The sequence below is a fragment of the Bradyrhizobium sp. NBAIM14 genome (assembly GCF_020193895.1).
Taxonomy (GTDB): domain Bacteria; phylum Pseudomonadota; class Alphaproteobacteria; order Rhizobiales; family Xanthobacteraceae; genus Bradyrhizobium; species Bradyrhizobium yuanmingense.
In genome coordinates, this window is record NZ_JADYVQ010000001.1 from 116,301 (window position 1) to 140,085 (window position 23,785).

Consider the following 23,785-nt stretch of genomic DNA (forward strand, 5'->3'; position numbering starts at 1 on the left):
GACCGTACCCCTAATCAGCCTTTCGAGCCCCGGTCAATTCGATCTCGATCGACCCGCCGCTGCTGGCCGACGCGACTGAGCGCGAAACGCCATACCGCCGCGCCGTCGCTGCGACTTGGCGCGATGCCTGTAAGCTCTACAGAACGATCTTGAGCTTCGCCTCCTTGGACCAGTGCCGCCGCCGGGTGTTCACCACCTCAAGCCGTTCGATTTTGACACTGCGCCTATCACTGTCGATAAGGACAGCTCTCAACAAAACGCCTCATTCGGCAAGGCGGCCTTCAATCGGACGGATACCCCACAGGCCATCGCTTACGAAGAGAGGGCGGCCGTCGATCTCAGCGAGCGCTCGAGTCGCACACCATCTCACAGCAACGCCGGTAATCCCGACCGAAGCGTCGACCAGCACTTCGTTGCGAATATATCCCCATATCGCGAGGGCGAGTGGCCGGATAACCTTGACGCCACCTTAGTCTCAGCTCACCGTTACGATGCTGCCCCACCGGAAACTCTGACCTCGCTGCGGTGATCGCTCCCGCGGAGTTTCAACAGCTACCGCGGCCGCTGGCCACTCCGGCCTGACGCCGAAGGTGACGACGCGTCCCGCATTCGCGGCGGCAAGGCCCTCGCGGCACGCGGCGACGAAGGCGGCCTTGTCGGCGGCGAGCGCGAGCACGATCGCCTCACTAGCGCGGTTCTGCGCCAACACCGCGCCGGCCGCGATCGCAGGACCGGAATCGCGCCGCATCGGCTCGAGGATCACGTCCGCCTCGATGCCGATCTCGGCGAGCTGCTCCAGCACCATGAAGCGGTAGGAGGAGTTGGTGATGACGATCGGCCGGTCGAACAAAGAGGGATCGGACACGCGCAGCAGCGTGTCCTGGAAGGTCGAGCACGTGCCGAACAGCGGCAGCAACTGTTTTGGCCTCACCTCGCGCGAAGCCGGCCCACAGCCGCGTGCCGGCGCCGCCGCACATGATCAGGGGGATTATGCGTTTGTCAAAAATCTGAAGCTCCACGCCAAATGCCAGTTCAATAAAATAGAGACAGCATCTATAGAGCTACAACATCACGCCGGACGTGAATTTGAAATAACCTGATCATGACTATCTGTTGCCTATTCTCCAGACCTCGAAAGCCGTTAATCTAAGCTTGCTTTTTTTGGTTCAGCCCGTCTCCCTATTGCGTCCGTTTTCGAGTACGAACGGGTACCAAACCCAGAGATTATTATGTCAAAGAAACGTGCACTTATTACTGGCGTAACTGGCCAAGACGGCGCCTATCTCGCTGAATTGCTTTTAGGAAAGGGATATGAAGTCCACGGCATCAAGCGCCGGACTTCGCTATTCAATACGGATCGTATCGACCATCTCTACCTGGATCCTCACGAGCCGAATCCACCGTTCCGATTGCATTACGGCGACCTGACGGATTCTTCGAGCCTCATACGCATCGTTGGCCAGGTACAACCCCACGAGATCTACAATCTCGCAGCACAAAGCCATGTGGCCGTTTCATTCGAGGAACCGGAATACACCGCGAACTCTGACGGCCTCGGCACCCTTCGAATTCTCGAGGCGATACGGATCGTCGGCTTGGAAAAAACTACGCGATTTTACCAAGCCTCAACATCAGAGCTGTACGGCCTAGTCCAAGAGATCCCCCAAAAGGAGACTACGCCTTTTTATCCGCGCTCGCCGTACGCCGTAGCCAAGCTCTATGCGTATTGGATCACGGTCAATTACCGCGAGGCCTATGGGATGTATGCCTGCAACGGCATCCTCTTCAACCACGAATCTCCCGTCCGCGGCGAGACCTTCGTGACCCGGAAGATCACGCGCGCTTTGGCGCGGATCCATTTGGGACTGCAGGAGAGGCTCTACCTAGGCAACCTCGATGCGTTACGCGATTGGGGACACGCCCGCGACTACGTCGAAATGCAATGGCTGATGCTCCAGCAGAACAAGCCAGAGGATTTCGTGATCGCTACGGGCGTGCAGCATTCTGTCCGAGATTTTGTCAATATCGCTGCCAACGAAGTGGGCATGACGGTTCGCTGGGAGGGAAGTGGCGTCGAAGAAAAAGGGTACAACGCGAAGACCGGCAAGTGTGTCGTTTCGGTCGACCCCCGGTATTTTCGGCCCACTGAGGTTGCGACGCTTCTTGGTGACCCATCAAAGGCCAAGCAGAAACTCGGCTGGGAGCCCAAGACCTCGTTCGAAAGCCTGGTTCGAGAAATGATGAAGGAAGATCTCGAATCGGCAAAGCGCGACGAGCTCATCAAGCAGCACGGGTTTAGATATTATCCACGCCACGAGTAGTTCTTGTGGATCGGCCAGCAAGGCGACAACCCAGGCAAATGAGCGCCCATCGCGGCGCTCATTTGCCTTCGGATGACATCCATTGCGATTTGATGCCCAAGGCAATCGGACCAGCATCCTCCGCCAGCAGCGTTTTTTCGGCCTTCTTCTTCTGGCCTGTCGATACTCCTGGCCACCATCGCTTCTAGGCGCGCCTCCTTCATCGCCGCAGCACGTACAGAGAGCCCGCGTTCAGAACGATGGGCCCTGCACCTTGCCGCGAACGTCCCATTTCCATCGGGAGGCCGCAACGTCGTCTTGAGGAGACCAAGCTCGCGCCCAGATTGGACCGTAAACAGACTAGCCTTCTGGGGAGCCACTGGCGTTCTCTCCATTAATTTAAACCATATATTTAATTGATTATTGTTCGCTAATATATTATATTTATTAAACGCTTGACGATGTCCCCCTGTAGGAGGAGCTATGACGATTCTCCTGATTGTTGGCGGTGGGTTGTTGGGATCTATCGTTGCGTTCGTGTTTTTCAGCAACGTTTATCTCGAGTTGGCATCAAGGCGTGCTCGAGAGCTACGCTGGCGGGCCAGGTTTTCAAAAAATTATGAGGGCAAGAGTTCGAATTATGCTCACCAGGCTGATAAAGCCCGCAATCACCGGAAGGCAATCTATAGAACGTAGTGCACGCTCAATTGTTAACCTCCATAGGAACGACGTACAAATTGGCAGGGACGGAAGGGCGTCGCAAAGACGACGACACCTGTTTCAATGCTCGAAAGTTAGTCTTAGGCTCGATGCTCTCTTGGTGCAACGGCGTGCAGCTAACCGGCGTGGCCGGTTGTAGCGATCTCGAGGTTGCGCCCGTAACCGCTTAAGAAATCGTCGTATGCGGCAGCCAAGCCTGTCAGCAACGTAGTGTTAGGCCTCCAGCCAAGGGCGCGAATCCGTGAACTATCGAGCAGCTTGCGTGGAGTCCCGTCAGGCTTGGACGTGTCAAAAATCAACTTGCCTTCGAAGCCGACGACCTCCGCCACGGCCGCTGCGAAATCAGCGATCGACACCTCATCGCCGCTGCCGACGTTTATCGGCAGGTCACTCGAATAGTTCTTCAGAAGGAAAACGCAGGCATCCGCAAAATCCTCGACGTTGAGAAATTCGCGCAGCGGCGTGCCAGTGCCCCACACGGTGACCGTCGGCGCCTTGGCAAGCTTAGCTTCATGGAAGCGTCGGATCAGTGCAGCCGGCACATGACTATGGTCCGGATGATAATTGTCGCCGCGGCCGTAGAGATTGGTCGGCATCACCGAGATGAAATCGTCGCCATATTGCCGACGATAGGCTTGGCACATCTTGAGACCGGCGATCTTGGCGATTGCATACCACTCGTTGGTCGGCTCAAGTGGCCCCGTCAGCAATTCGCTTTCGGTGATCGGCTGCTTGGCGTGCTTGGGATAGATGCAGGACGAGCCCAGAAATAGCAGACGTTGGACACCGATCGTGTGGCTCGCACGAATGACGCTCAGCTCCACTGCAAGGTTGTCACAGAGAAAATCGACCGGAAAATTGCTATTCGCTGCGATGCCGCCCACCTTCGCAGCGGCGTGCACCACAACCTCGGGACGGTTGGCCTCGAGCCATTTCAGTGTGGCCTCTTCTTTCGTGAGGTCCAGCTCCCGCCGATCGGCCGTCAGCACGGTGCAATTCTCTGACGCAAGCCTGCGGACGACAGCCGATCCCACCATGCCGCGATGACCCGCGACAAAGACGCGTTTGCCCCTGAGGTCGAAAGTTGAAGCTCCTGTCATTGAAATCCTCTAACAGTATCCGTCTGGCCGCCAATCTTCACGAGATGCGGCTGTGGCGGTCGCCTTAAGCAATCACGCTGCCTATGCAGCCCCGCGGAACTGGTAACACAATCTTCACCACGCAACAGCCTGTTCCGGCCTAGCAAAGATACTCATGGTGAACCTGCGTTGCGCGCACAAAAGGTCAGCACACAATGAAACAAAACGAGCAAGGCAGCCGCATCAGCTGTGCGACTGCCTTGAAAGATCGACAAAACGGCAGCCGCCGCTCGGTTAGGTCTTAGTAGGCTCGGCGCAGAACGGGACCGACAGGCGCGCAGACGCGGTCCATGTACCAGCCATACGGCGTCTCGACCCGCACCAGGGGACAACGGCGCCAAGGCGCATACCGATACGGATACGGCTGTGCCCAGAAGGTAACAGGCGTCACCTGGCTCTCGCCCGCGAGCAGGGCCGCCGATGAGGGCATCTGCATCGCCGCGCTCGCCCCGCTCGCTGCGCCGAAAGTAACAGTTGCGGCCAAAAAGCCAACTCGCATCAACGTCTTAAACATCCAAAGAAGCTCCTCGCCGCTGCGGATTTGATCCTAACGCGCTTGTCAGACCCTAGCCCATCCAACGTCACGGTCCGTAAAGTCACTCCGCGACTAGCCCAAATAGTGAACCGAACTTTACCAAGGCCGCCGGCGGAAATGCAACCGACGCCGGGGCGGCAAAGGGACCTTTGGGCAATATGGCGAGCAAGTGTGGCTTCTTGGTCCTATTTTTTCCTATTTGTCCTGGCTCCACGCGCCTGGAGCCGCGAGGTCGGGTGAACGGCGATACACATCCCGCAAGAACTGGTAGCTGACCGTTTGAGCCAAAGGCACGTCTTCCTCGCCCAGCTTGGCGAAGAGAAGGATATCCCGGAGCGTCCGCCAGCGGCTTTCGTCGTAGTCGCCGATGCGACCACCCGTCGGCAATACCAGCGGGCGCTGCTGCTGCAGCTCGAATTTGAGCCGCTCGGAATTCAACCTGGCCGGATCGGCGCCGGCGAGAACGGGCACGCTCCGTGCATAGTCCGCGTAGGTGAATTGCCATCCTCGAATGAGGCCCTGAAGGACATCGGCAATCATAGATGGCTGTTCATGGACGAGACTATTGCTCGCGAAGTAGACTAGGCCAGGAACATGGATACCGTAGTCTTGCGGTTTGATGACGTTCAGCTTCACGAAGGTCGAGCTGGTAGGATCCGGCTGCTCGTCGATGGCGGCGATGATCGCATCCACCTCCCCGGACCGCAGGGCTTCGAAGCTGTCGCGGTCCGGCACCTTGGTGATCTGGCTTCGGGGAAGCCCGAGCTGCGCCATCATGGCATCGAAGACGACGTCTCCCTCACTCGCCCTGCGGTATCCGACCCGCTTTCCGACCAGATCGGCCGGCCGCCGCAAGCCGGAGCTTTCGAGCGTGAAGATCGCGACAGAGGTGTCGAGGAAGCTTGCGGCAAACGCAGTCACGGGGACGCCGCGCCAGCTCGCCAGCAGGAAGTTCTGGCCGCTCGTCACGCCGATGGCATGTTGGCGTGCAATGGTTTGGACGAAGTCAGGGTCTTCGGGCTGAGCCGACACCTCAATGCGGGAGGAGAAATATCCCTGCGTGGCTGCAGCGAGTTCGCCGGCAAACCGCGCGCCATATCGCCCATCAACGAGAAGCTTGATCGCGACGGACCTGGAAGCCGTTGGAACTGGGAGGGGGCCGGCATCGGGACGCAGAAGCAGAAGCACGAGTCCCACCAAAGCGACGGCCGCAAGGCCAATGGCGAGGTAGCGCTTCCCGCTCGACCGGGTTCGCCGCCGGGACTGGGTGCGAGGCAACGAGGACTTCCTAACGGGTTGTGAAATTTAACATATCAGTCGAGGCGAGATGAGCTACAATGCACGCTTGTGGGGTAAGGTTAATTTTTCCTTCGCCTTGTTCTAACAGCGATATTGCCCGATAGCACGGCTTGTTCGGGCTAATGAATTTTGCGTCAATGGATTTGGCAGGATGACAATTCTTTCCACTCGGCCGGTGCCCGTCGCTGATTCTGCGACGGAAATTCGTGTGGTCGAGCCGGTCACGCCTACATCCGGAGGCTTTGCGCCGAGCTGGCTGCGACCTGTGGTGGTCGAACGGCTGCTGGCGGTGGTGGATGCGGCGCTGATCGTGGTCAGCGGCATCGGTTGCGCGGTTGGCTATCACGTCGTCACCGCGGGCACGCTCGGCAAGGCCGACGTCTATGCGGCCGCCAGCGTGCTGGTGGCCATCAACTTCGTCCTGCTGACCATCGTACAGCAGGGCTATCGCCTCAAGACGGTCACCCACCTGCCCCGCACGTTCCGGATGACGCTGGCGACGTGGACCGGCCTGTTCGGGGCGCTGCTGGCGATCGCCTTCACGATGAAGGTCAGCGACGAGTTCTCGCGCGGCACCACGATCTCGTTCTACCTGGTCGGCCTTGCCGCCCTGCTCGCCTGGAAGATCGTGGCGGCGCGCTGGACCGCGCATGCCTTGCGCACCGGCGCCTTCGCCAACGGACGGGCGCTTCTGGTCGCCGAGTTCGGCCTTGCCACCTCGTCCAACGCGGTCGAGGACCTCGGCCAGCACGGCTACCGCCTGATGCGCGTGATGGAGATCCCGGCCAGGGAGCTGGCTTCGCCCCTGCTGCTGTCCTCGCTGGCGCCGCGCTTCGAGGAGCTGATCAATTACGCGCGCGAGCACCGGATCGAGCACGTCTTCCTCTTGATCAACTGGAGCCGGCAGCATGCGATCGACAGCATTCTGGACGTGCTGAAGATCCTCCCCCTCCCCGTGCATCTGGTGCCGGACCCCAATACGGCGCGCTTCCTGCGCTATCCGCTTGTCGGCACCGGCAACACCTTCACCGCCGAGCTGCGCCGCGCCCCGCTCACCTGGCGCGAACGCGCGCTCAAGCGCGCGCTTGACCTTGCCGGCGCCAGCCTTGCGCTGTTCGTGTTCGCGCCGGTGATGCTGGTGACCGCGGTGCTGATCAAGCTGACCTCGCCGGGGCCGGTGTTCTTCCGCCAGACCCGCCACGGCTTCGGCGGGCGCGCGTTCAGGATCTTCAAATTCCGCACCATGCGCGTGCTCGAGGACGGCCCGACGATTCAGCAGGCGCAGAAGAACGACCCGCGCGTCACGCCGATCGGCAAATGGCTGCGCAAGACCTCGATCGACGAGCTGCCGCAGCTCCTCAACGTGCTCAAGGGCGACATGTCGCTGGTCGGCCCGCGCCCGCACGCGGCCGCCCACAACACCGAATATGAGCAGATCATCGGCAACTACGCCTTCCGCCACCACGTCAAGCCCGGCATCACCGGCTGGGCTCAGGTCAATGGTTATCGCGGAGAAACCCGCACGCTCGACCTGATGCAGAAGCGCGTGGAGTATGATCTGTGGTATATTAACAACTGGAGCTTGTGGCTCGACGTCTCCATTATCATCAAAACTGCCTTTATCAGTTTTGGCCAAGCGCGCGCGTACTAAAGGTCACGTTCATTTGAGTCCGACTTGTCGCGCTCTTAAAGCCGATGCCCCTTTGGTGCGGCATTCGGTGCGTGCATACTGCGTACTCAGGTAGGCAAGCCAAGCTCCAGCATAGCATTTGACCTAGCGACGGCTATCAGGTGGCAGCGATCATCCCCAAGGCCTCATGTAGCGAAGAACAGGAATTCCGGCCGCGCACAGCTGCAGCGGCGAGTTCGAAAAGTCCGCATGTGCATTTTCGCTAATTAGCGTGAATCGAGGGATATCCCCGCACGCTCGGCGCTCAGGCCTATCGCGTTTCACCACGCGAACGCTGCAATCTGCAGATTGTAGCAACGCATGTGCCGCAACATTGTCGAGGAAGCAAGACAGGCGAGCCCACCGGCCAACAAAACTCACTATTTCCCATTCATTATGATTGCCTCATCTAGCGTGCTCGCTCGGCGAACACCTTGCCAGTCTGTCGAGAATGCATCGATAATTCCGCTTATCTTACCGTAGTTATTGTCAAGCACTATATGGGGTATACCGAGAAGGGAACTTACAATGTGAACGTGTAGCCGATCGGATACAATTTGGTCGTACGCCGATAGCAACGTGATTCCCCTCAAAAAGCGAAGCTCAGCTTTCCTTTTGTAAAAATCCATCATCCATTGGCGGCGCCTACCCCCTTTTACTAACTGCGGCACACCGCTAGTAATCAATGCTCGACCAATGGCTGCGGCTGTTGTCCAACGCGGCTCTTCAATCCAGTCGGCCACATCTCCATTGGGAGGTATTGAGGTTTGCTTCAGCGAGCTTGTCTGAGCTTTCTCAATGTCCGTGCGCAAGAGAAACAGTGTCCTTCCATTGGATCTGCCAACCTTGTTTACCGATCCCAACGCAAAGGCCATATCCGGACAAAGAGCGACGCGACACTGAAACTTGCGTCTTGCGAATTCCAAGCTTCTCGCATCACGAACCAAAAGTAAAAAATTTGGATGCTTCTCGAAGACCCTTGCAGCTCTGTCAGCATTCCTCTCCGACTGAAAGTTGATGGATTGCGGCAACTGAATAATGGTCTTGTCCGGGAATCGCTCAATGACGGCTTCTCGGAACTCCTGTGGATTGGGCCAGTATTTGGACCAGACGTCACCGAGGTTGCCCCCCCCCTGAAGGTAAATCGTCTGCTGTGGTCTAATCGCCTCGACGTTGACCCTCGACATCGTCGAGATAAAAGATGGAGATAGACCTCTTTTGGCCAAGAAGGCCATGCTGCCAAGCCAGATGGCAGTATCTCCAACATTCGGGTAGTCCGGAAAATCTAAGAACGCGATCGGCCCCTGGTTAACAAAAGGACTCAGAACGCGGTCCATCTCCGCGTTCATGCGCGCAATCATTTCGAGATGTGTTTCCAACGCTCACCTGCTCAACTCAGGCTTCCCAACAATCGGGTGTAAGCACGAAAAGCCTTCTGATCAAGAAGGTACAACGTTAAGATATAAACTAAAGCACCGCAAGGAATGACGATCGTGACATATATGACGTCCTGCGGGAGGTAAGATCGAAACAAGTGATTAGGCAAATAAAGAGCGGCTGCCATGACGCATGATGCCAGAAACGGCGCGCGGATTGCCTTAATGCATGTCCGAAACGAAACCGATGACGACACGCGCAATAGGTATTGTTGATAGGGCATCATCACGTAAGCGCGTGCGACGTAGGCCAGACAGACAGCAGCTACGCCAAATGGCGCTGCTGAAAGTGAAAAGAAGAATGTCGCAACAATCTGGACGATAGCCAGCCGAGACAGCTGCCGCACTGCGCCAACAGCGGTCAGCGCGTGGCCGACAAGATAGTTTAGGACCAACGGCACTCCCAAAAGCCCTAGGATCTGGACAATAACAATACTGTCGGTCCAATTGGGCCCAAAAAGAAGCGGGACGACTTCTTTCGCAGTGATTGTAAGCCCCAGTAACGATGGCAGGAGGGCGATTGCGGCGATGTTCAGGAAACGCGCGTATGCATCTTCGAACTTTGCCGGATCCCCCTTCAGCCTGGAAAAGACGGGTAGCGCGACGCCCGCGAGCGGCTGAAGAATGGCTGTACTTATTGCTTCTGTAAGTCGCCAACCAACTCGGTAGTGCGCAACAGATGCGGGTCCCCAAACCCGACCAAGAATGACCTCAGGGATTCTGAGCAAGATTAGCCACAGGAGTTGAGAGGTCATTACCCCTACGCAGAAGGGCAAGAACGGACGAAGTGCGAACCAAGAGAACCGAAACCGGGGTGCCCACCGGCTAAAGAGCCAGGAAGATACGGCGTTCGAAAGGCTCGTCATCCAGACTTGGAGGATTAAGCTCCAAATACCCAGGCCGTTATAAGCGGCCAGTACGGCGAGCCCACCACCCAATAACGTAGACACAAGAGTTCGTATAGCAACAATCTTATGACCGAACTCGCGAAGGCTTCGTGCGAGATGAATGGTCGCGAGTGCTTCCACGGGAAGCGCAATTCCCAGGCATTGCAAGGGAGCCGCCGCGCCGGGTGCATTCATCAGAACAGCATAAGCGTCTGCTGAGACCCAAATTAGCGCGGCTATCGCGACGCAAAGAACTAAGTTTGTCCAGAACAACGTGTCTAGAGCATCTTCATCCAGATCGTGTTGCTGTATCACGTAATTGTTGAAGGGAGCTGCAGTTAGCGTTGCGAGTAAGGTGAAAACGATCTGCGCCAGCGTAAATATACCGAACGCATATGGATCCAACAGCCTCGCAAGTAGAGCAAACGTGACGAAGGATGCAATCGAAGCCCAACCGGTTGCGACCGCCATCCAAAGGACAGCTCCACGGGTTCGCCGCCTGAGAGACTCCTGATCCATCAGAACTGGGGCAAACGACTGATGCGTTCATCGACGCGAGTAATATGCTTGCTGTCCACTAGTCGTCCTATCCAATTGCGAACAACTCGCCATTCACCGGAATGTAGCCCATGGGCGAGCGCAAAATTGAAGTAGCGCGCGAACATTACTATCGAGTTCCGGTTCGCTAGGACACAGCGAAAGGCCAGCTCTCTTGCTAACTCGGGAGACCAGCAAAGTCCTTCTCTGAGTGATCGAGCCATTCTATTGAATTCTGCGGAATAGTCAGACAGCCCACAGTCGAATATGTTTTCAGCGTGAGAGCAAAACGGAGCGGGATCGAAGAGCTCCACACCTTTTAGGGCCGCAAACGAGGCAGCCAAAAAGCGTGAGATACTTACTGCACAGGCATTCTGCGCATCACGCTTCAAGACGCTCTCGCTTTGGCTATGGTAGCGGTATTTTATAAGTGGCCGCTTGATGTTCGCACATGAACCGAGTTGAGCGAGCTGTCCAAAGAAAAAGTAATCCTCAGCTAGACTAAGAACCTCCAGTGATTGATCTGTCGGAAGAACTCGCAACATGTCGATGCCGTACCATCCACCGTAGCGTCTTAGCTTTAGAAGATCGATCGCTGCCGTTGGATGTGCAATGGGATTGTAGAAAAAACTCGCAGATGCGACCGCGGCCGGCGTTCCTGGCAGCCGCATGTAGCCTATTTCTTGGCCGCTCTTGTCAATGACGGTGGCCTCAGCTCCAAGTACTAGTAGATCAGATTGCCTGTCAAACGTGTCGACAACCACTTGGAAGCGGTCAGGCCGCGATATGTCATCTCCGTCCTGCCGAAGAACAAGGCGAGCATCAGCCCTTTCCAACCCGAAGTTCAATAGTCCCGCAAGCCCCCTGGCGCCGGGATTGGAAGCTACATGAACGCGACGGTCCTTCTCGGCATATCGCTGGGCGATCTCGAGGGAGCCATCGGTAGAGCCGTGATCAAGTATTGAGAGCCGCCAGTCTTGAAAGGTTTGAGCGAAAACACTGTCGATCGCTTCGGGCAAGTACGGGAGCGCGTTCTTTATCGGCAGCAAGACCTCAATGGTAGGCATTCTAGCTCTCAAGTGAATGGCTAGCGAAGCGAAACGGCTGCCCCACGACGGTGACACCCGGAGGGACGTCCTTTACCACGGCAGTTAAGGCTCCAATTCTAGAGTTGCTTCCAACTCTGACTGGGCCAATGATCTGCGCGTAAGCCCCCAATTCTACGTTGTCCCCTAGGGTAGGCGCACACTCTTGTTCACCTTTGTTTCCGATAGTAACCCCCTGCCTGAACGTACAGTTACTACCTATAGTGGCTTTCGGATGCACGAAAATTCCGCCGAAATGCCAAATGCGCAGGCCCGGGCCGATTGCGCATTCTTTCGGGATACTGATACCGGTAATGATTGCGACTAAGTGAAAGAGAAGCCAATACCAGCGTGTTTTCAACGAACGAATTCTTCCGGCCCGTTCTCGATCAATTCGCCGTCCATATCGGTAGACCCAGAGGGCCCAAAGCGAGGGTTCTCGCCAAAAAAAAGAACCATTTCCGACTCGGGCAAGATCGGCGTTCCAATCAGGATCGTTGGTCATAGAACAGTATCTTCACTCAGCATGTCTGACAAACTTGTTGCTCATCGGGAGATGAGCTAATCGCTCGTCGGCCGTTTCGAGTGTTGTCACGACACACACCCAATTCGCTTGAAAACAGTCCAGCCAGAAGTTCCGCCTGACGAGACAGATCATGTCGTTGAAGAACCCGCTCTCTTCCGTTACGTGCCATTTCTTCAAGCAGCTCACGAGGCGCATCAAGACAGCTTCGGATGGCCGTGACGATATCTGACTTGGAGCCAGCCGGGAACAACCATCCGGTCTTACCGTCCACCACCAGCTCTGGTATTCCATTAACGAATGTAGTGATTACAGGACGACCCATTGCCATTGCTTCAATCAAGGCGAGTGGGAGACCTTCCGCGAAGCTTGGAAGTACCACGGCCTGCGCACTGAAGATCTCTCTCTTGACTCTCTCGGCGCTTGCCCACCCAGTTATTTCCACGTACCTCTCCAGGTTGTAACGAGCTATCATTTCCTCGAGCTCATGGCGCAATTCTCCATCGCCAACCAGGACTACCTTGAAGTCGCGTCCGTCTCCTGCGAGATCGCGAACCGCTTCAATCAAGAGAAGCTGTCCCTTCTGCTCGCAAAGTCTGCCGACGCACACCAGCCGATTGCTGCGAGGCACCTCAAGGCGATCCCCCCCTCCGAAAGCGTCATCCACTCCACAATGCACCACTTTAACCTTAGACCAAAGCTGATGCGCGATGACGCGATAGATTTGACTGCGGCAGAAGGAAGATATCGCAACAACGAAAGCCGCGCGTTCAACTTTCTTCGCCAAATGAATTGAGTGTACCTTGTCGAATTCTTCTGGGCCATGGACGGTGAAGCTATAACTGACGTTTGCCAGGACAGCTACCAACAAGGCGACCTCCGCAGGATTCGTGCCGAAGTGAGCGTGCAAGTGCCCGATCTGATACTTCTTAAGCTGTCGCGTTATCCAACATGCCTCAGCAAGGTAAATCAGGTGCCAAATCGCCAGCCTATCCGACCCACGCATCATTTTTGCCGCCAGCCAGGCCGCCGAGATAAACTTCCGAGGCGACCGAGCAAGTATCATTGCGCACGCGCAAGCCAGACCTGTTGCTCCAGCCTTCAAAACAAAGGATGTCCTGTTAACCTCAGCCAAGTCATCAGGGTCGACCAAATGATCCTTCCATCCTCGCATTGCGAAACGTACAATGCGAAATCCGCGGCGTTCAAGCTCCAGGATCTCGCGCCTTATGAAGGTATGACTTACCTTGGGATAGTGATTCAAAATATACGCAACCGAATGATCAATTGATTGCATGGACGCTCCAAACTGAAATTGCCACACCCGCCTTGCTCATTTTGGCTTTCCGTAATCAGCTGGCAAGAACTGCATCTTGTCCCACGGGAAGCGATTCATGATTGCGTAAGCCGGCGTGTTGCCGAAAAGCTGAGGATACGGACTAGGTAGGCCGACCAGAGTGTACCGTTTCGGGTTCTCGGCACGGAGTGCAACCGAGCCACCTAGATCCCAAACCACAAACCCATATTTTTGAGCAGCTCTGGCGATCGTTCTGGCGATAGGATGAAGATTCAGTTTCTCTATGTCGAGGGCTGGATCCAGCCTAAAGCGTATCCCTTCGGGGATTGCGTTCGGCACGCCTGGTGAGCCCTTTCCGTCAGACCGGTTTGCGGGCCATGAATAAACCTTCGCTTCTGCCGCAACGAGCGCTATTCCAATCACATGATCGATTTCGCCGGCACGCAGTTCGTCAGCCAATATTTGGCCAGGTGCGAACGGTAGGCCTGTCGCAGCTGCTCCATACGGCCGCTCCCAGATTCCGGGATTACGTGAGGTATTCGGCATCCGCCCGCCCCAACACGCTTGCCATTGCCCCCCTACCTTGCGCGCCTGCCATAGCTCCCACAGCAAATCTGTATCCGGCTGATAGATTGACATCTCCGAATCTGTTCCATCGGCAGCCTCGGCATAGTTCGGGATCGGCACCGCAGCGAAGTCATTTGCGAGCTTCTTGTCATAGTAGCCACTATGCCAACAGTCGACGAGCTTCACGGTAACGTTCGGAACGTCAGCTTTTACGGTGTAAACTGGACTGCTATACCCACTGAAGTTAATGCCGATGTGCCCATAATAGGTCTTTACTTGACGAGCAAACTCCTGAGCATACTCAGCAGATTTCTGGTGCAATGGAGCGTTTCGCGGGATTGGTTGATACCAGAAACTTTGGCTGTCAAAAACAGGATATCCTGCTCTTTGGAAAGCCGAAGCAGTCGTGAATTGCGTTGAGGCTTTACCTCCAACGTCCGCCCGTTCTTCCGCAACGGATCGACCGGTTGACCCAATCGCCAAGAGGATCACGAAGGTCATCAACATTGAGAGCTGATGCCTTCGATATCCGCAGCGCTGCAAAGTCATTCGCTTAGCTTTCCCGAAGGGGAAGTCTTTATGGGTCAATTCGTGTACCACTTGCGATTCCATGCTGCGATGATGGCTGCGACTCGCCGCCATCCAGCGGACAAACGCGGACTCCCGATCATGCTTAACTCGCTTTTCAGCATGCGCCCCCGGTGACGGTCGATCCACGGATGATGCACCCGGACCTGGTGAATTACCCTATTCACTCTTGAAACACCGAAAATGCTGCGACTGAGATAGACGAGACACCTTGCACTTGGCAGGCCGCCTCTAAAGGCACGCCAAACGCATGACAGCACACGAAAGGGTGCATGGAAAAAGTTCAGCTCTCCGATTGCATACGCCGAAGCACCAACATCCGCCTTCTGAGAACATCTGCTGCTCGCTAACTCCACAAGGGGCTCCAGCAGTTCATATCCGCCTTGCTTCGATAGCCGCGTCGCGTTGTCATAATCGTGATAGTCTGACAGAACGTCTTCACAAGCGACGAAGCTTTGCCGCGCGAGCCAGGCTTCAATGACAAATTTTGTATCTTCATGCACCGCGCACGTTTCATCAAACCTGATCTGTTTTGCCAACTCCCTTTCGATCACCATTGAATTGATCTGAATGAAGTTACCCCAAAAAAGAATGAACTCATCCAGCCGCTCCTGCGCTTCCGGCATCCGAGCTGGACTTAGAACTGTAGAACAGTTCGACAATCGGCGATTTTGCCGATGAAAGATTATCGAACTCGTCGGGCAATTGCGAATTCTCTGATCCAGAACCTCCAATCGAGTCGGCAAATACACATCATCAGAGTCTAAGAACGAGATGTAGTCGCCCTTAGCCACATCAAGGCCGATATTCCTGGACCGAGCCACTCCAAAGTTTGTCGCGTTCCTGTGATACTTGATTCGTGAATCTTTGAACTCGTCGCAAACGACATTTAGTGGGTGCATCGAACCATCATCGACTATGATCAGCTCAAAGTCAGAGAATGTTTGGGCCACGCACGATCTTATCGCCTGTCTCAGCTCGCTAGATCGATCGAGACAAGGGATGATTATAGAGAATCGCAAAGTTCACTCCTACAATGCGTGACCAACGGCGATCATCAGGAAATGCTGTCAGGCAGGCGAGCCACCAAGAATCTGCGAGCTCCCTGAAATTTTGGCCTGCATTGTTCGTGCGGATCCTCCTTCAATCGAGGCATTCGATCTCTGTCGCGCCCAATAGGAGAAAATGACACCTACCCCTCCCCAAAAATAGAGATTCACCGATCCATATTCGAACATATTGTCCGAAAAGCTTTCCACCATGTAACCCAGGATCACAGACGCGATTGTTACGGCACCTCGTCGATCGTAGCGCCTGTATTCGAGGGCTAAACTCAGCAATTTTGCGAAGATGGCTAGATAACAAATCAAGCCGACGACGCCAGTTTCGTACAGGATCTGAATATAGACATTGTGCGCACCCACTCCTTTGCTTCCATAGCGATGCGTCGGATCGACGATCGGGAAGAAGGTAAGCGAGTTCGTACCGAATGATGCCAACCCCTTACCGAGAACAAATGACCCGGAGAGATCGTCGAGTGCGGACTCCCACATTACCTTCCGCCACGCGAATGAATTGATTGAATCAGACTGACTCTTAAATCCACCACGGTATTCCGTCCCTTGCTCAAGATCAGTTAGACGATCAGAAACGGCCGGTACAAAGAGCAGCAGAGGCGCTACCAACAGAATCAAAAGATATCTTCGATTGACGAATACTGCATGCACGCCGAATACGATGAAAAGGCCAACCCAGGCCGCCCGAGTCTGAGTGAGAACTAATAGCGCGCCCAATACCCCGAGATGCAGATACATAAATTTGCGTACAGCCGGCCTAAAGGAGACTGTCGATGATTCAAGAAGGAAGAATATTATCCCGGACACGAACGTGAGATAAAATGCAAAAACGTTTGGATGTAGGAAGAGGGATTTTATGCGGCCTGAGGCGTCCGGAAAGAAGAAAAACTCCAAGAACCCAAAAATCGAAGGAGCAATTGACGAATAGATCAGGGCCTTTAGAAGAGTGCCTTTACCGTGTGTGTGCTTATTCACCATAAACGGAATCGCAAATACAGCGAAATACGTGGAGAGGACCAGCAGCGCGCGTAGTCCCTCACCCTTCTCCGGCGCCCATAGGATCGATCCCGCAGCAATACCAAGAAAGGGAAGCCAAACCGCAACTAACGACGGCGGTCGCTTTCGGGACAGCAACATCAAGCTAGCGAGAGCCAGCAGACCTACGTTGAGGAAGGCACCAGCTGTCAGATTGAGGCCTCCTACCTCAATCCGAAGCGCGTCGAATACATAGTCCGCACTGGACCGCAGAAGGAAAACAACGAAAAGCGCGAGGTCCATAGGCGCTATAAGGGTTGCGAACGCAGGGGTGATTGGGCTATTGCCCTCTTCTCGATTACCCCGGTAATTCTGTGAGCTAGATCATTCCAGAACTTCTCGAAATGAAAACTACTCACATGCGCGAGGCAAAAAGTAAGGAGCACGCTAAAAGTCCGCTTAGTATAGCGAACGACAACATCCCCCTCACCCAGCCAACCTGCGTATGTCAGCGGGTGGATGACGTAAAGGGCGTATGAGGTCTTGGCGAGATAGCTTAGACTACTAGACGAGAGCAGTGTTCGCAAATGCCCCGATTCGGAGTTCATCGTGGAGTAAATCAGAGCAGCTGCGGCATAGGGTCGGGCATAGTGGAGCCAGGCCAAAGATGGGTGGCAGCTGAGAAAGAACAAGGCCACTAAGACATACCGAGCGACACTCGACCATTTTTGCGTGAACATAGCTCTGGGCAATAACGGCAATAGCACTGCGACTGCACCTCCAGCCAGAATTTCGTCGACTCGAAACCAAGTGAGAATCGAGAAACCCGCACCATTCGCTACTCTTGCAGCAGTGACCAAGATACAAGCAATTGGAACGACCACGAGCCCACGCTTGCCGAGAGCTGCGACCAGCAGGGCAATTGCAAGATAGAACTGCACCTCAACCGACAAACTCCAGAGATGATCTGCATGAGGAAGCAAATACTCTGGAGCGATGTTCGCGTAGAATAGGAGATTTGCGATCCACACCTCAGCGGTTGGCCGCTGCACCAGCATCACGACCACCAAGACGAGCCAAGCTAGAGGCAGGATACGAAGCGAACGCCGAATTGCGAAAGTTACAAGATTACCATTGCGCAGAAGCATGGATACGACAAGGAAGCCGGATAGAAAGAAGAATATGCTTAAGCCGGCCGCCGAGACCATCACGTTAAGCTTTAGCGACTTGGGTCCAAGAGGAGCCATGTGGCCGATCAGAACGAGCAGGATGCTTATGCCTCGCCAGCCATCCAAAACGGGCGAGCGAGCTTCCGCGCCTTCCTTCTCGGCATTATCTGTAGTCAGCTTTTTGCTCCCAGCTCGCATCGGGAATTATCCGCTGCGCTGCCTTGATCGCATGATCAATTCCACGAAGGCGCGAACAGCGAAGATCGGCGCAAGTATGAGGTATCTACGCCAGAGCCGCCGGGGTTCGCTCATAAGCCTATGTAACCACTCAAGCCCGTTATTCCGCATCCACGCCGGTGCTCTCTGCTTGCTTCCGGAATGAAAGTCGAAAGCAGCGCCAACACCTATAAACACGCCCCTATCAATCGCATCCATGGCCTTGGCGATCCAATATTCTTGCTTGGGGCTGGATATTCCGACCCAAATCAAATCCGCCTTGCTAGCTCGAATTACCTCGACGTCCTCTCGACAGGTCCCGATCAGATCAAAGTCAGGACCAATATCCAGCATCGGCGGACTATAGGTACCTGCAACCTTCAAGCCAGGATACTTTCGTGAAAGAGCTTGAGCCATACGCTGAGCCACGCCTGGCTTGCCTCCGTAAAAGAAATGACTTTGCCCCGATGCTATCGAGTGCCTACACACGGCATCAACGAGATCTGCACCTGCTACACGACCAATCTCATCTCCATGACCTTTAAAACGGGCTACCCAGACGAGCGGTATCCCGTCGGCAACGACGAGATCAGCACTTTCATGCAAATTGAGAAGCTCGGGTTGCCTCACGGTCAACATCAGACCTGCGACTTCGCGCACAAAAACGGAATAAGGGCCGCGATCTTTCTTTGCCCACTCCAAAATTTGCGCAGTCGCTCGGGCCAAGTCTACTAAGCTCAAAGGAACGCCAAGCACGCTTGTTCGAAAAATGCTCTGCATAGTAGCTCTTTCGGAAATCGCAAAAAAAGACTTACTGACGGATACTACGCACGAACAACAAAGCTGTGCGAACCTATTCAAAGAAGACGCAAACCCTAGATACAACGGCTCACCGTTCTCCAGCGCCGCTGCGTCGGGCAGTCGCAGAGCTTAGTAAGCTACATTTTCTTCTTCTGCGCTTGGGACCGCCAAAGCGCCTAATCGTCCCAGCCCCAATTCACTCCGATACTCCTTGATAATTCGCCCTTAACAACTTGGGATTTCGATAACACATTTTTCACCGTGCTGTAGGCAACTCTTTATTGGCAACGACATTAATTGTAAACGCCCATTACGTGCACCAAATCCAGTCACGCACTGACTAAAAATCACTCACGCGATGGCACAGCCAAATTGCTTCTTGAGCGGAAATAATGCCGTCTACTTCTCGCGTGCGGGAGCGCGACGAAGCCACCGCGATCGGCCACGAGCTCTCGCAGAGCGCAACCATCATGTCGCATTGGTCGAGTCTGCGCTGTCTGGACCACCGCCGGCGGGCCTTGACGCCTTCAGGTGTTAGACTTTAGTGCTGCAAGAGAGAATAGCGAAATCGTCCGGCGCCCGAGCTGCCAAGGATCGTATCCTCTCTGCTATATCCCATTACTGAAAATTCTTTGGCGCAGCTATCAGTGTTATAGTAGCAGACCTTCACTTTGATACGTCGGCCGCAATTGTTCTTCACACTGACGACGTGATCGAAAAGTGTCGGCATTACGGTATGTCGGCGCGCCATCGCTTCGACATCCAAACACGGTCGGTTAAGAGCATCTCGGATAATGGGGGAAGCTGATTGTTCAGCAGGTCCTTGCAACGTGGAAATCCTATTCCCACTGTTTACCTGAGCACGAGCAGAGGTAAGCAGCGCTAACTGCAGTAAGCCGATTGCGATGGCGATGTTGATCGGACCTGAATGCTTAGGAGTCACGGCCATGGCCTTTCATCAATTTCAACTCCAGGAATGCTAGCCTTCACACCGTCCAAAGCGAGCCTCTTCGCAAACGCCTGTCTTGAGATAATGTTTACCCCGACCAAGCTGGCCAGAAGCCTCTCTCTCTCGGTCCATCCGACAGTTTCAAGATTCAACGCGGCAGTGTCAGTAAATCCACTATCAACGAGACCGACGAACTCCGAAACGACGGCCTTTCTCGTATCCTCAGCTAACATTTGAAAAATACTGAGTCCCACCTTGTTACGCCGGAGAGCAACCCACCCGTCCAGAGGGGCCACACGGTACGACTGCGCGAGATACTTAATGCTGTCCGGACCGAAGCCGTGCCGGGTTTTCCCGGTCGAGTACAGCTTCAGCCAGAGGAACGGATCAGCTGGAAAAATTGAAAGCACGGCTCTCAGCGCCTCGTCGGCAACTGCCATGTCACGATCTACGTCGTAAGCGGCCTTTCGTTCATTTTCTTCAGCCATGCGAACTTGAATTGTCGCCCCATCGCGCCCAATACGAGGTGAGAGCAGAACTGGCTTTGTGTACTGATCCAATTGGACTACAACCTCGTGAAGTACTCCGGGCTTGAAGCGTTCTTCTGCTCGGATTCGTACTGCGACATCGCGAGCGACAGCTGACAATCTAAGAGAGGGCAGAACAGTCCAGACCCAAAGCACACCTAAAACCCCCAGCAGCAGCAGCAATGCGCTCACTGGTGTGTCCCGCATTCGGATCAAATTATTCCGAGTACCCATAGCGGGCGTAGTACTTTTGATAATAGTAGCGCCCCTGATAAGACACGTAGCGTGCCAACACTCTAGTGTCTGCCTTGTTTAGCACCACACCCAATAGTTTGTTTTGGATCTCTGGTGCTGTGCGCAAGTTGTGCTTGATGACGTCGAGCTTGGTCTTGCCCCACTCCACAACGTAGACAAAGGAGTCAACGAATGACGATGTGACCCGAACGTCGACAACAGGAGCCATCGGCGGCATGTCAATGACTATGTAGTCGAATTTGGAGCGCAACAGCAAAATTAAATTGAGCATCGCCTGCGATGCTAAGAGTTCATTTGTGTGCAGCAGCTTCGAGGTGGCTCCTGCCGACAAGATCGAAAGCTTTGTTTGAGAATCCTCAGTCAAAGCATCTTCCAGTTGCACTCGCTGTGCTGCCACATCGACTAGCCCCACCTGCGCGTTTGGCACTAAGGCGCGCGACAAGGACGGGTTGCGAAGGTCAGCATCTATTAGGACAACCCGAGCGCCGCCTTGAGCTATAAGTTGCGCGAGATTTGTTGAAAGTGTACTTTTTCCTTCATTAGGCAGTGTTGACGTAACCGCCAACACACGATTCTCCCGAGCAATCGAATTCAGGTCCATCGCGACCTTCAAAGAACGGACTGCCTCAGAGAAGCGCGATAATGGATTATCTACCGTGTGGCGCAAGAAATCGGGCCGCGGGGTATCGTCTTTCCTCACAATCCTATCCACGAGCGCAGTAGAGGGCGCATTCACGGCCAGCGCGGGTAGGATAGCTATGCAGTTTGTTCCTAAGCCTTGCTCAACTTGCTCGGTCGTCCTGAGGACGTTGTCAGTGAGCTCTCTTGCGGTCGCCACTCCGAAACCCAATACGATGCCGCCCAAAAGAGCCGCGGCCAAGATGATTAGCGTTCTTGGAGAACTGTTCGTCAGCGGCATAGTCGCCGCACTAATCACGCGCGCCTCCGTGATGGGGAAGGACTGTTGCTGCACGGATTCCATGTAGCGTTGGAGGAAGTTGTCATACATCGCCTGATAAGATTGTGCGTTGCTCTCGAGTTCTCGCAATTGAATCTGGGCCTGACTTGTCAACTGCGATTCTGAGACAACGTTAGCGAGACTTGACTTGATGCTTTCCTCACGGGTGAGGGCGATATCGTGCTCACTCTTGTAGGACTCCTGGATGCGCTTCAGCTCATCCACGACGTTCTTCTTGATTTCCGCCATTTGCCGCCGGAGGTTGACGGCTGCAAGGTGGTCGGCGCCGTATTTCGCGGACCAGATTGCTTCCTTAGAAGCCATGTCGACATATTGGCCCCTCAGCTTCACAATCGTATCATTCTTCAGCGCATCGGCGACAGAGGCGTCCGGAATTTCCTGCTTGACGATCTCGTTCATTCGGTCAAGCCGCGCCTTGGCTTCGGCAGTAGCCGCGCGTGCTAGCACCAGCTGACTATTTACCTCTGCAAGCTGCTGCTCGTTCATCAGTCGTCCGCCCGTATCGACGATGTTGTTCAATGTCTTAAAGTCGACCACCGCCTTTTGCGCAGCTGAAGCTTGGGTGCGCAGCTCCTTAATGCGGTCCTGCAGCCAGACGCTGGCGCGACGGGTCGCCTGGTACTTCGCTTCAAGCTGGTCAACAATATAGGCATCGGCGATCGCGTTTGCGATTCTGGCTGCCTTCGCCGGGTCGAGCGAAGTGAAGCTAATCTCCATAACGTAAGTCTGGCCAACTCGTTTGACTTTCCGGTTCTTTTCTAGTTGAACGAGCGCCTTTCGCGTGAGCGCAAATTCTGAGAGATTTGCTCCACCGCTCGAAAACAAACCTCGGAATGCAGCAACAATAGCGCCCAAAAACCCGCCACCAGGCCCGACGAATTCAGGATCTTCGGTCAAATGCAGATCCCGGATCACCGAGAGACTAATATTCTCCGACTTCAAGATCTCAACTTGAGTCTCGACGGTGGCCGAATCCACGGCAATGTCCCCAAGGACTGATTGTTGCTGGAACAGCTGCACCTTTCGGGTATCGATCACCATCGAGGCGGTGGACGTGAATTGCGGCGCGGCGGTGAAGAGATAGAGCAGCGCCAAGATCACGCAGGCTGAGACAATCGCGACAATGGCCGGAAGCTGGCGGCGAACGATTTCAATATAGGATGCGAGCGCCTGAGCCGGCGAGCCATCGGCCTCGGCGAAATCACGGTTGATCTCCGAGACCCGCTTGTTCACCTGCAACATCTAGCAATTCCTGGAAATGGATTGATTTCGTGCTCAAAGATTGGAGGCTCGCGAACCGCCCGGTCTGTTTTGAGGCAAACGCGCCGTGCAACGTCCTCTCGGTGACACAACCTAGCACACCCGATCGGCAATTGAACGTCGTTGATGCAGCGCAACTGCTTCGATCAAGAAGCATCCTTCGTGAAGCTTAACGGCGCAAAAGCGAAACAGTGCGCGCTGGCGCCGCTATCCTGCGATCATAGCAGGACCTGAAGCCCACCAAGTCAGAACGGACTGACGCTGTTTGTTGAGCTGCCGACACCACCACTCCCAGTGTTGGGTGCGGTGTTCGCGGTGGTGTTGTTACCAAAGATAGTAATGCCACCGCCGCCACCACCGATCGCGAAGCCACTCGTACCGGTCGGGCCACCTCCGCCGCTGCCGCCACCGCCCGCGCCGCCGGCCGCGGCGATCGCGACGTCGCCAGTCGCGGCCTGGTAGGCGGCGATCACGTCTGGGTTGCCGGTACCGGCGATCGCCGTTTGGATCTCATTGGCATAGGCCTGATCCTGCTGCGCGGCCATGCGGGCGACCTGGGCGAGGCCGGCGACGATCGCGCGCATCTGGTCCGGGGTGGTCGCGCGATCCTTCAGGAGCGCGATCAGGCCGGGAAGCGTGGTTGGATCGGAGGCGCCGAGGTCGCGCACGCGCGAGATCAGCTGCGGGCCGCCGGTTGGATATTGCTGCAGCAGGCTGTTGGGGGAAGCCTTGAACTCGGAGATTACGGTGGCCGGCAGCTGGCGCTGCGGCGGGTAAATGGCGGCGTTGGCGGCCGACGTGATCGTAACGGCGAGCGCCGCGGCGGCAGCCATGCGAAGCGCGTTTCTGATAACGCTCATAAAACAACCTCCAAAAAATTCAGCTGCCCCGATCTGCTTCCTCGGCCCGGGCAAAATGGCTGTGCAGTGCAAGAACCTAGCGAAAGAAAGAAGGGCTGTCCATTTATACTAAAAACTTCGTAAACGGCGCAACCGC

At 55.2% G+C, this 23,785-nt stretch carries 18 protein-coding genes and 1 pseudogene; 2 read left to right on the forward strand and 17 right to left on the reverse strand.

Annotated features, from left to right (window positions below):
* Positions 1 to 538: 538 nt before the first annotated feature.
* Positions 539 to 977 (reverse strand): annotated as a pseudogene (locus I6F28_RS00475) (sugar phosphate nucleotidyltransferase); the annotation flags it as partial.
* Positions 978 to 1,229: 252 nt separating this feature from the next.
* Here I6F28_RS00475 and gmd point away from each other — a divergent pair.
* Positions 1,230 to 2,321, forward strand: a complete 1,092-nt coding sequence (gmd, locus tag I6F28_RS00480) for a GDP-mannose 4,6-dehydratase (protein WP_225139013.1) — start codon at positions 1,230 to 1,232, stop codon at positions 2,319 to 2,321.
* Positions 2,322 to 3,136: 815 nt separating this feature from the next.
* Here the strand turns inward: gmd and I6F28_RS00485 are convergent.
* From I6F28_RS00485 to I6F28_RS00495, 3 genes are all read right to left on the reverse strand, one after another.
* Positions 3,137 to 4,120 (reverse strand): GDP-L-fucose synthase family protein, encoded by a 984-nt coding sequence (locus I6F28_RS00485; protein WP_225139014.1) that lies wholly within the window; start codon positions 4,118 to 4,120, stop codon positions 3,137 to 3,139.
* 280 nt (positions 4,121 to 4,400) lie between these two features.
* Positions 4,401 to 4,673, reverse strand: a complete 273-nt coding sequence (locus I6F28_RS00490) for a hypothetical protein (protein ID WP_225139015.1) — start codon at positions 4,671 to 4,673, stop codon at positions 4,401 to 4,403.
* Positions 4,674 to 4,889: 216 nt separating this feature from the next.
* Positions 4,890 to 5,882: an ABC transporter substrate-binding protein gene (locus I6F28_RS00495; RefSeq protein ID WP_225139016.1), complete on the reverse strand. Its 993-nt coding sequence runs from the start codon at positions 5,880 to 5,882 to the stop codon at positions 4,890 to 4,892.
* A 319-nt stretch (positions 5,883 to 6,201) separates the two neighbouring features.
* Between I6F28_RS00495 and I6F28_RS00500 the strand changes: the two genes are divergently transcribed.
* Positions 6,202 to 7,644 carry an undecaprenyl-phosphate glucose phosphotransferase gene (locus tag I6F28_RS00500; RefSeq protein WP_225139017.1) on the forward strand — a complete coding sequence of 481 codons (1,443 nt, stop codon included), beginning with the start codon at positions 6,202 to 6,204 and terminating at the stop codon, positions 7,642 to 7,644.
* Between the two features lie 398 nt (positions 7,645 to 8,042).
* On the opposite strand, the gene I6F28_RS00505 is transcribed toward I6F28_RS00500, so the two are convergent.
* The 13 genes from I6F28_RS00505 to I6F28_RS00565 form a co-directional block, all read right to left on the reverse strand.
* The gene (locus I6F28_RS00505) at positions 8,043 to 9,041 is read right to left on the reverse strand and encodes a polysaccharide pyruvyl transferase family protein (protein WP_225139018.1); all 999 of its coding nucleotides are present in this window, start codon (positions 9,039 to 9,041) and stop codon (positions 8,043 to 8,045) included.
* Positions 9,042 to 9,052: 11 nt separating this feature from the next.
* Entirely contained in the window at positions 9,053 to 10,456 is a 1,404-nt protein-coding gene (locus tag I6F28_RS00510; protein WP_249781764.1) for a lipopolysaccharide biosynthesis protein, read from the reverse strand.
* 47 nt (positions 10,457 to 10,503) lie between these two features.
* Positions 10,504 to 11,589, reverse strand: a complete 1,086-nt coding sequence (locus I6F28_RS00515; RefSeq protein ID WP_225139020.1) for a glycosyltransferase family 2 protein — start codon at positions 11,587 to 11,589, stop codon at positions 10,504 to 10,506.
* 1 nt (position 11,590) lies between these two features.
* Positions 11,591 to 12,112: a serine acetyltransferase gene (locus tag I6F28_RS00520; protein ID WP_225139021.1), complete on the reverse strand. Its 522-nt coding sequence runs from the start codon at positions 12,110 to 12,112 to the stop codon at positions 11,591 to 11,593.
* 16 nt (positions 12,113 to 12,128) lie between these two features.
* Complete coding sequence (locus I6F28_RS00525; protein WP_225139022.1) at positions 12,129 to 13,427, reverse strand: glycosyltransferase; 1,299 nt, start codon at positions 13,425 to 13,427, stop codon at positions 12,129 to 12,131.
* A 36-nt stretch (positions 13,428 to 13,463) separates the two neighbouring features.
* The gene (locus tag I6F28_RS00530; protein WP_225139023.1) at positions 13,464 to 14,594 is read right to left on the reverse strand and encodes a hypothetical protein; all 1,131 of its coding nucleotides are present in this window, start codon (positions 14,592 to 14,594) and stop codon (positions 13,464 to 13,466) included.
* Positions 14,579 to 15,604 carry a glycosyltransferase family 2 protein gene (locus I6F28_RS00535; protein WP_225139024.1) on the reverse strand — a complete coding sequence of 342 codons (1,026 nt, stop codon included), beginning with the start codon at positions 15,602 to 15,604 and terminating at the stop codon, positions 14,579 to 14,581. Before I6F28_RS00535 ends, I6F28_RS00530 begins: the two co-directional genes overlap by 16 nt.
* 48 nt (positions 15,605 to 15,652) lie before the next feature.
* The gene (locus I6F28_RS00540) at positions 15,653 to 16,936 is read right to left on the reverse strand and encodes an O-antigen ligase family protein (RefSeq protein WP_225139025.1); all 1,284 of its coding nucleotides are present in this window, start codon (positions 16,934 to 16,936) and stop codon (positions 15,653 to 15,655) included.
* A 5-nt stretch (positions 16,937 to 16,941) separates the two neighbouring features.
* A complete protein-coding gene (locus I6F28_RS00545; protein WP_225139026.1) occupies positions 16,942 to 18,000 on the reverse strand; it encodes an acyltransferase family protein in 1,059 nt (352 codons plus the stop codon).
* Positions 18,001 to 18,006: 6 nt separating this feature from the next.
* Entirely contained in the window at positions 18,007 to 18,798 is a 792-nt protein-coding gene (locus I6F28_RS00550; RefSeq protein WP_225139027.1) for a WecB/TagA/CpsF family glycosyltransferase, read from the reverse strand.
* Positions 18,799 to 19,758: 960 nt separating this feature from the next.
* Positions 19,759 to 20,208 carry a hypothetical protein gene (locus I6F28_RS00555; protein ID WP_225139028.1) on the reverse strand — a complete coding sequence of 150 codons (450 nt, stop codon included), beginning with the start codon at positions 20,206 to 20,208 and terminating at the stop codon, positions 19,759 to 19,761.
* Positions 20,209 to 20,512: 304 nt separating this feature from the next.
* Positions 20,513 to 22,771, reverse strand: coding sequence for a succinoglycan biosynthesis protein ExoP (locus I6F28_RS00560; RefSeq protein ID WP_225139029.1), 2,259 nt, complete (start codon positions 22,769 to 22,771; stop codon positions 20,513 to 20,515).
* A 263-nt stretch (positions 22,772 to 23,034) separates the two neighbouring features.
* Entirely contained in the window at positions 23,035 to 23,649 is a 615-nt protein-coding gene (locus I6F28_RS00565) for a hypothetical protein (protein ID WP_225139030.1), read from the reverse strand.
* Positions 23,650 to 23,785 lie beyond the last annotated feature (136 nt).

Coding starts and splice junctions, on each gene's coding strand:
- I6F28_RS00525 (WP_225139022.1), bottom strand. CDS start 13,427: ATGCAATCAATTGATCATTCGGTTGCGTATATTTTGAATCACTATCCC.
- I6F28_RS00515 (WP_225139020.1), bottom strand. CDS start 11,589: ATGCCTACCATTGAGGTCTTGCTGCCGATAAAGAACGCGCTCCCGTAC.
- I6F28_RS00560 (WP_225139029.1), bottom strand. CDS start 22,771: ATGTTGCAGGTGAACAAGCGGGTCTCGGAGATCAACCGTGATTTCGCC.
- I6F28_RS00485 (WP_225139014.1), bottom strand. CDS start 4,120: ATGACAGGAGCTTCAACTTTCGACCTCAGGGGCAAACGCGTCTTTGTC.
- gmd (WP_225139013.1), top strand. CDS start 1,230: ATGTCAAAGAAACGTGCACTTATTACTGGCGTAACTGGCCAAGACGGC.
- I6F28_RS00555 (WP_225139028.1), bottom strand. CDS start 20,208: ATGGCAGTTGCCGACGAGGCGCTGAGAGCCGTGCTTTCAATTTTTCCA.
- I6F28_RS00545 (WP_225139026.1), bottom strand. CDS start 18,000: ATGCGAGCTGGGAGCAAAAAGCTGACTACAGATAATGCCGAGAAGGAA.
- I6F28_RS00565 (WP_225139030.1), bottom strand. CDS start 23,649: ATGAGCGTTATCAGAAACGCGCTTCGCATGGCTGCCGCCGCGGCGCTC.
- I6F28_RS00540 (WP_225139025.1), bottom strand. CDS start 16,936: ATGGACCTCGCGCTTTTCGTTGTTTTCCTTCTGCGGTCCAGTGCGGAC.
- I6F28_RS00510 (WP_249781764.1), bottom strand. CDS start 10,456: ATGGCGGTCGCAACCGGTTGGGCTTCGATTGCATCCTTCGTCACGTTT.
- I6F28_RS00550 (WP_225139027.1), bottom strand. CDS start 18,798: ATGCAGAGCATTTTTCGAACAAGCGTGCTTGGCGTTCCTTTGAGCTTA.
- I6F28_RS00490 (WP_225139015.1), bottom strand. CDS start 4,673: ATGTTTAAGACGTTGATGCGAGTTGGCTTTTTGGCCGCAACTGTTACT.
- I6F28_RS00520 (WP_225139021.1), bottom strand. CDS start 12,112: ATGACCAACGATCCTGATTGGAACGCCGATCTTGCCCGAGTCGGAAAT.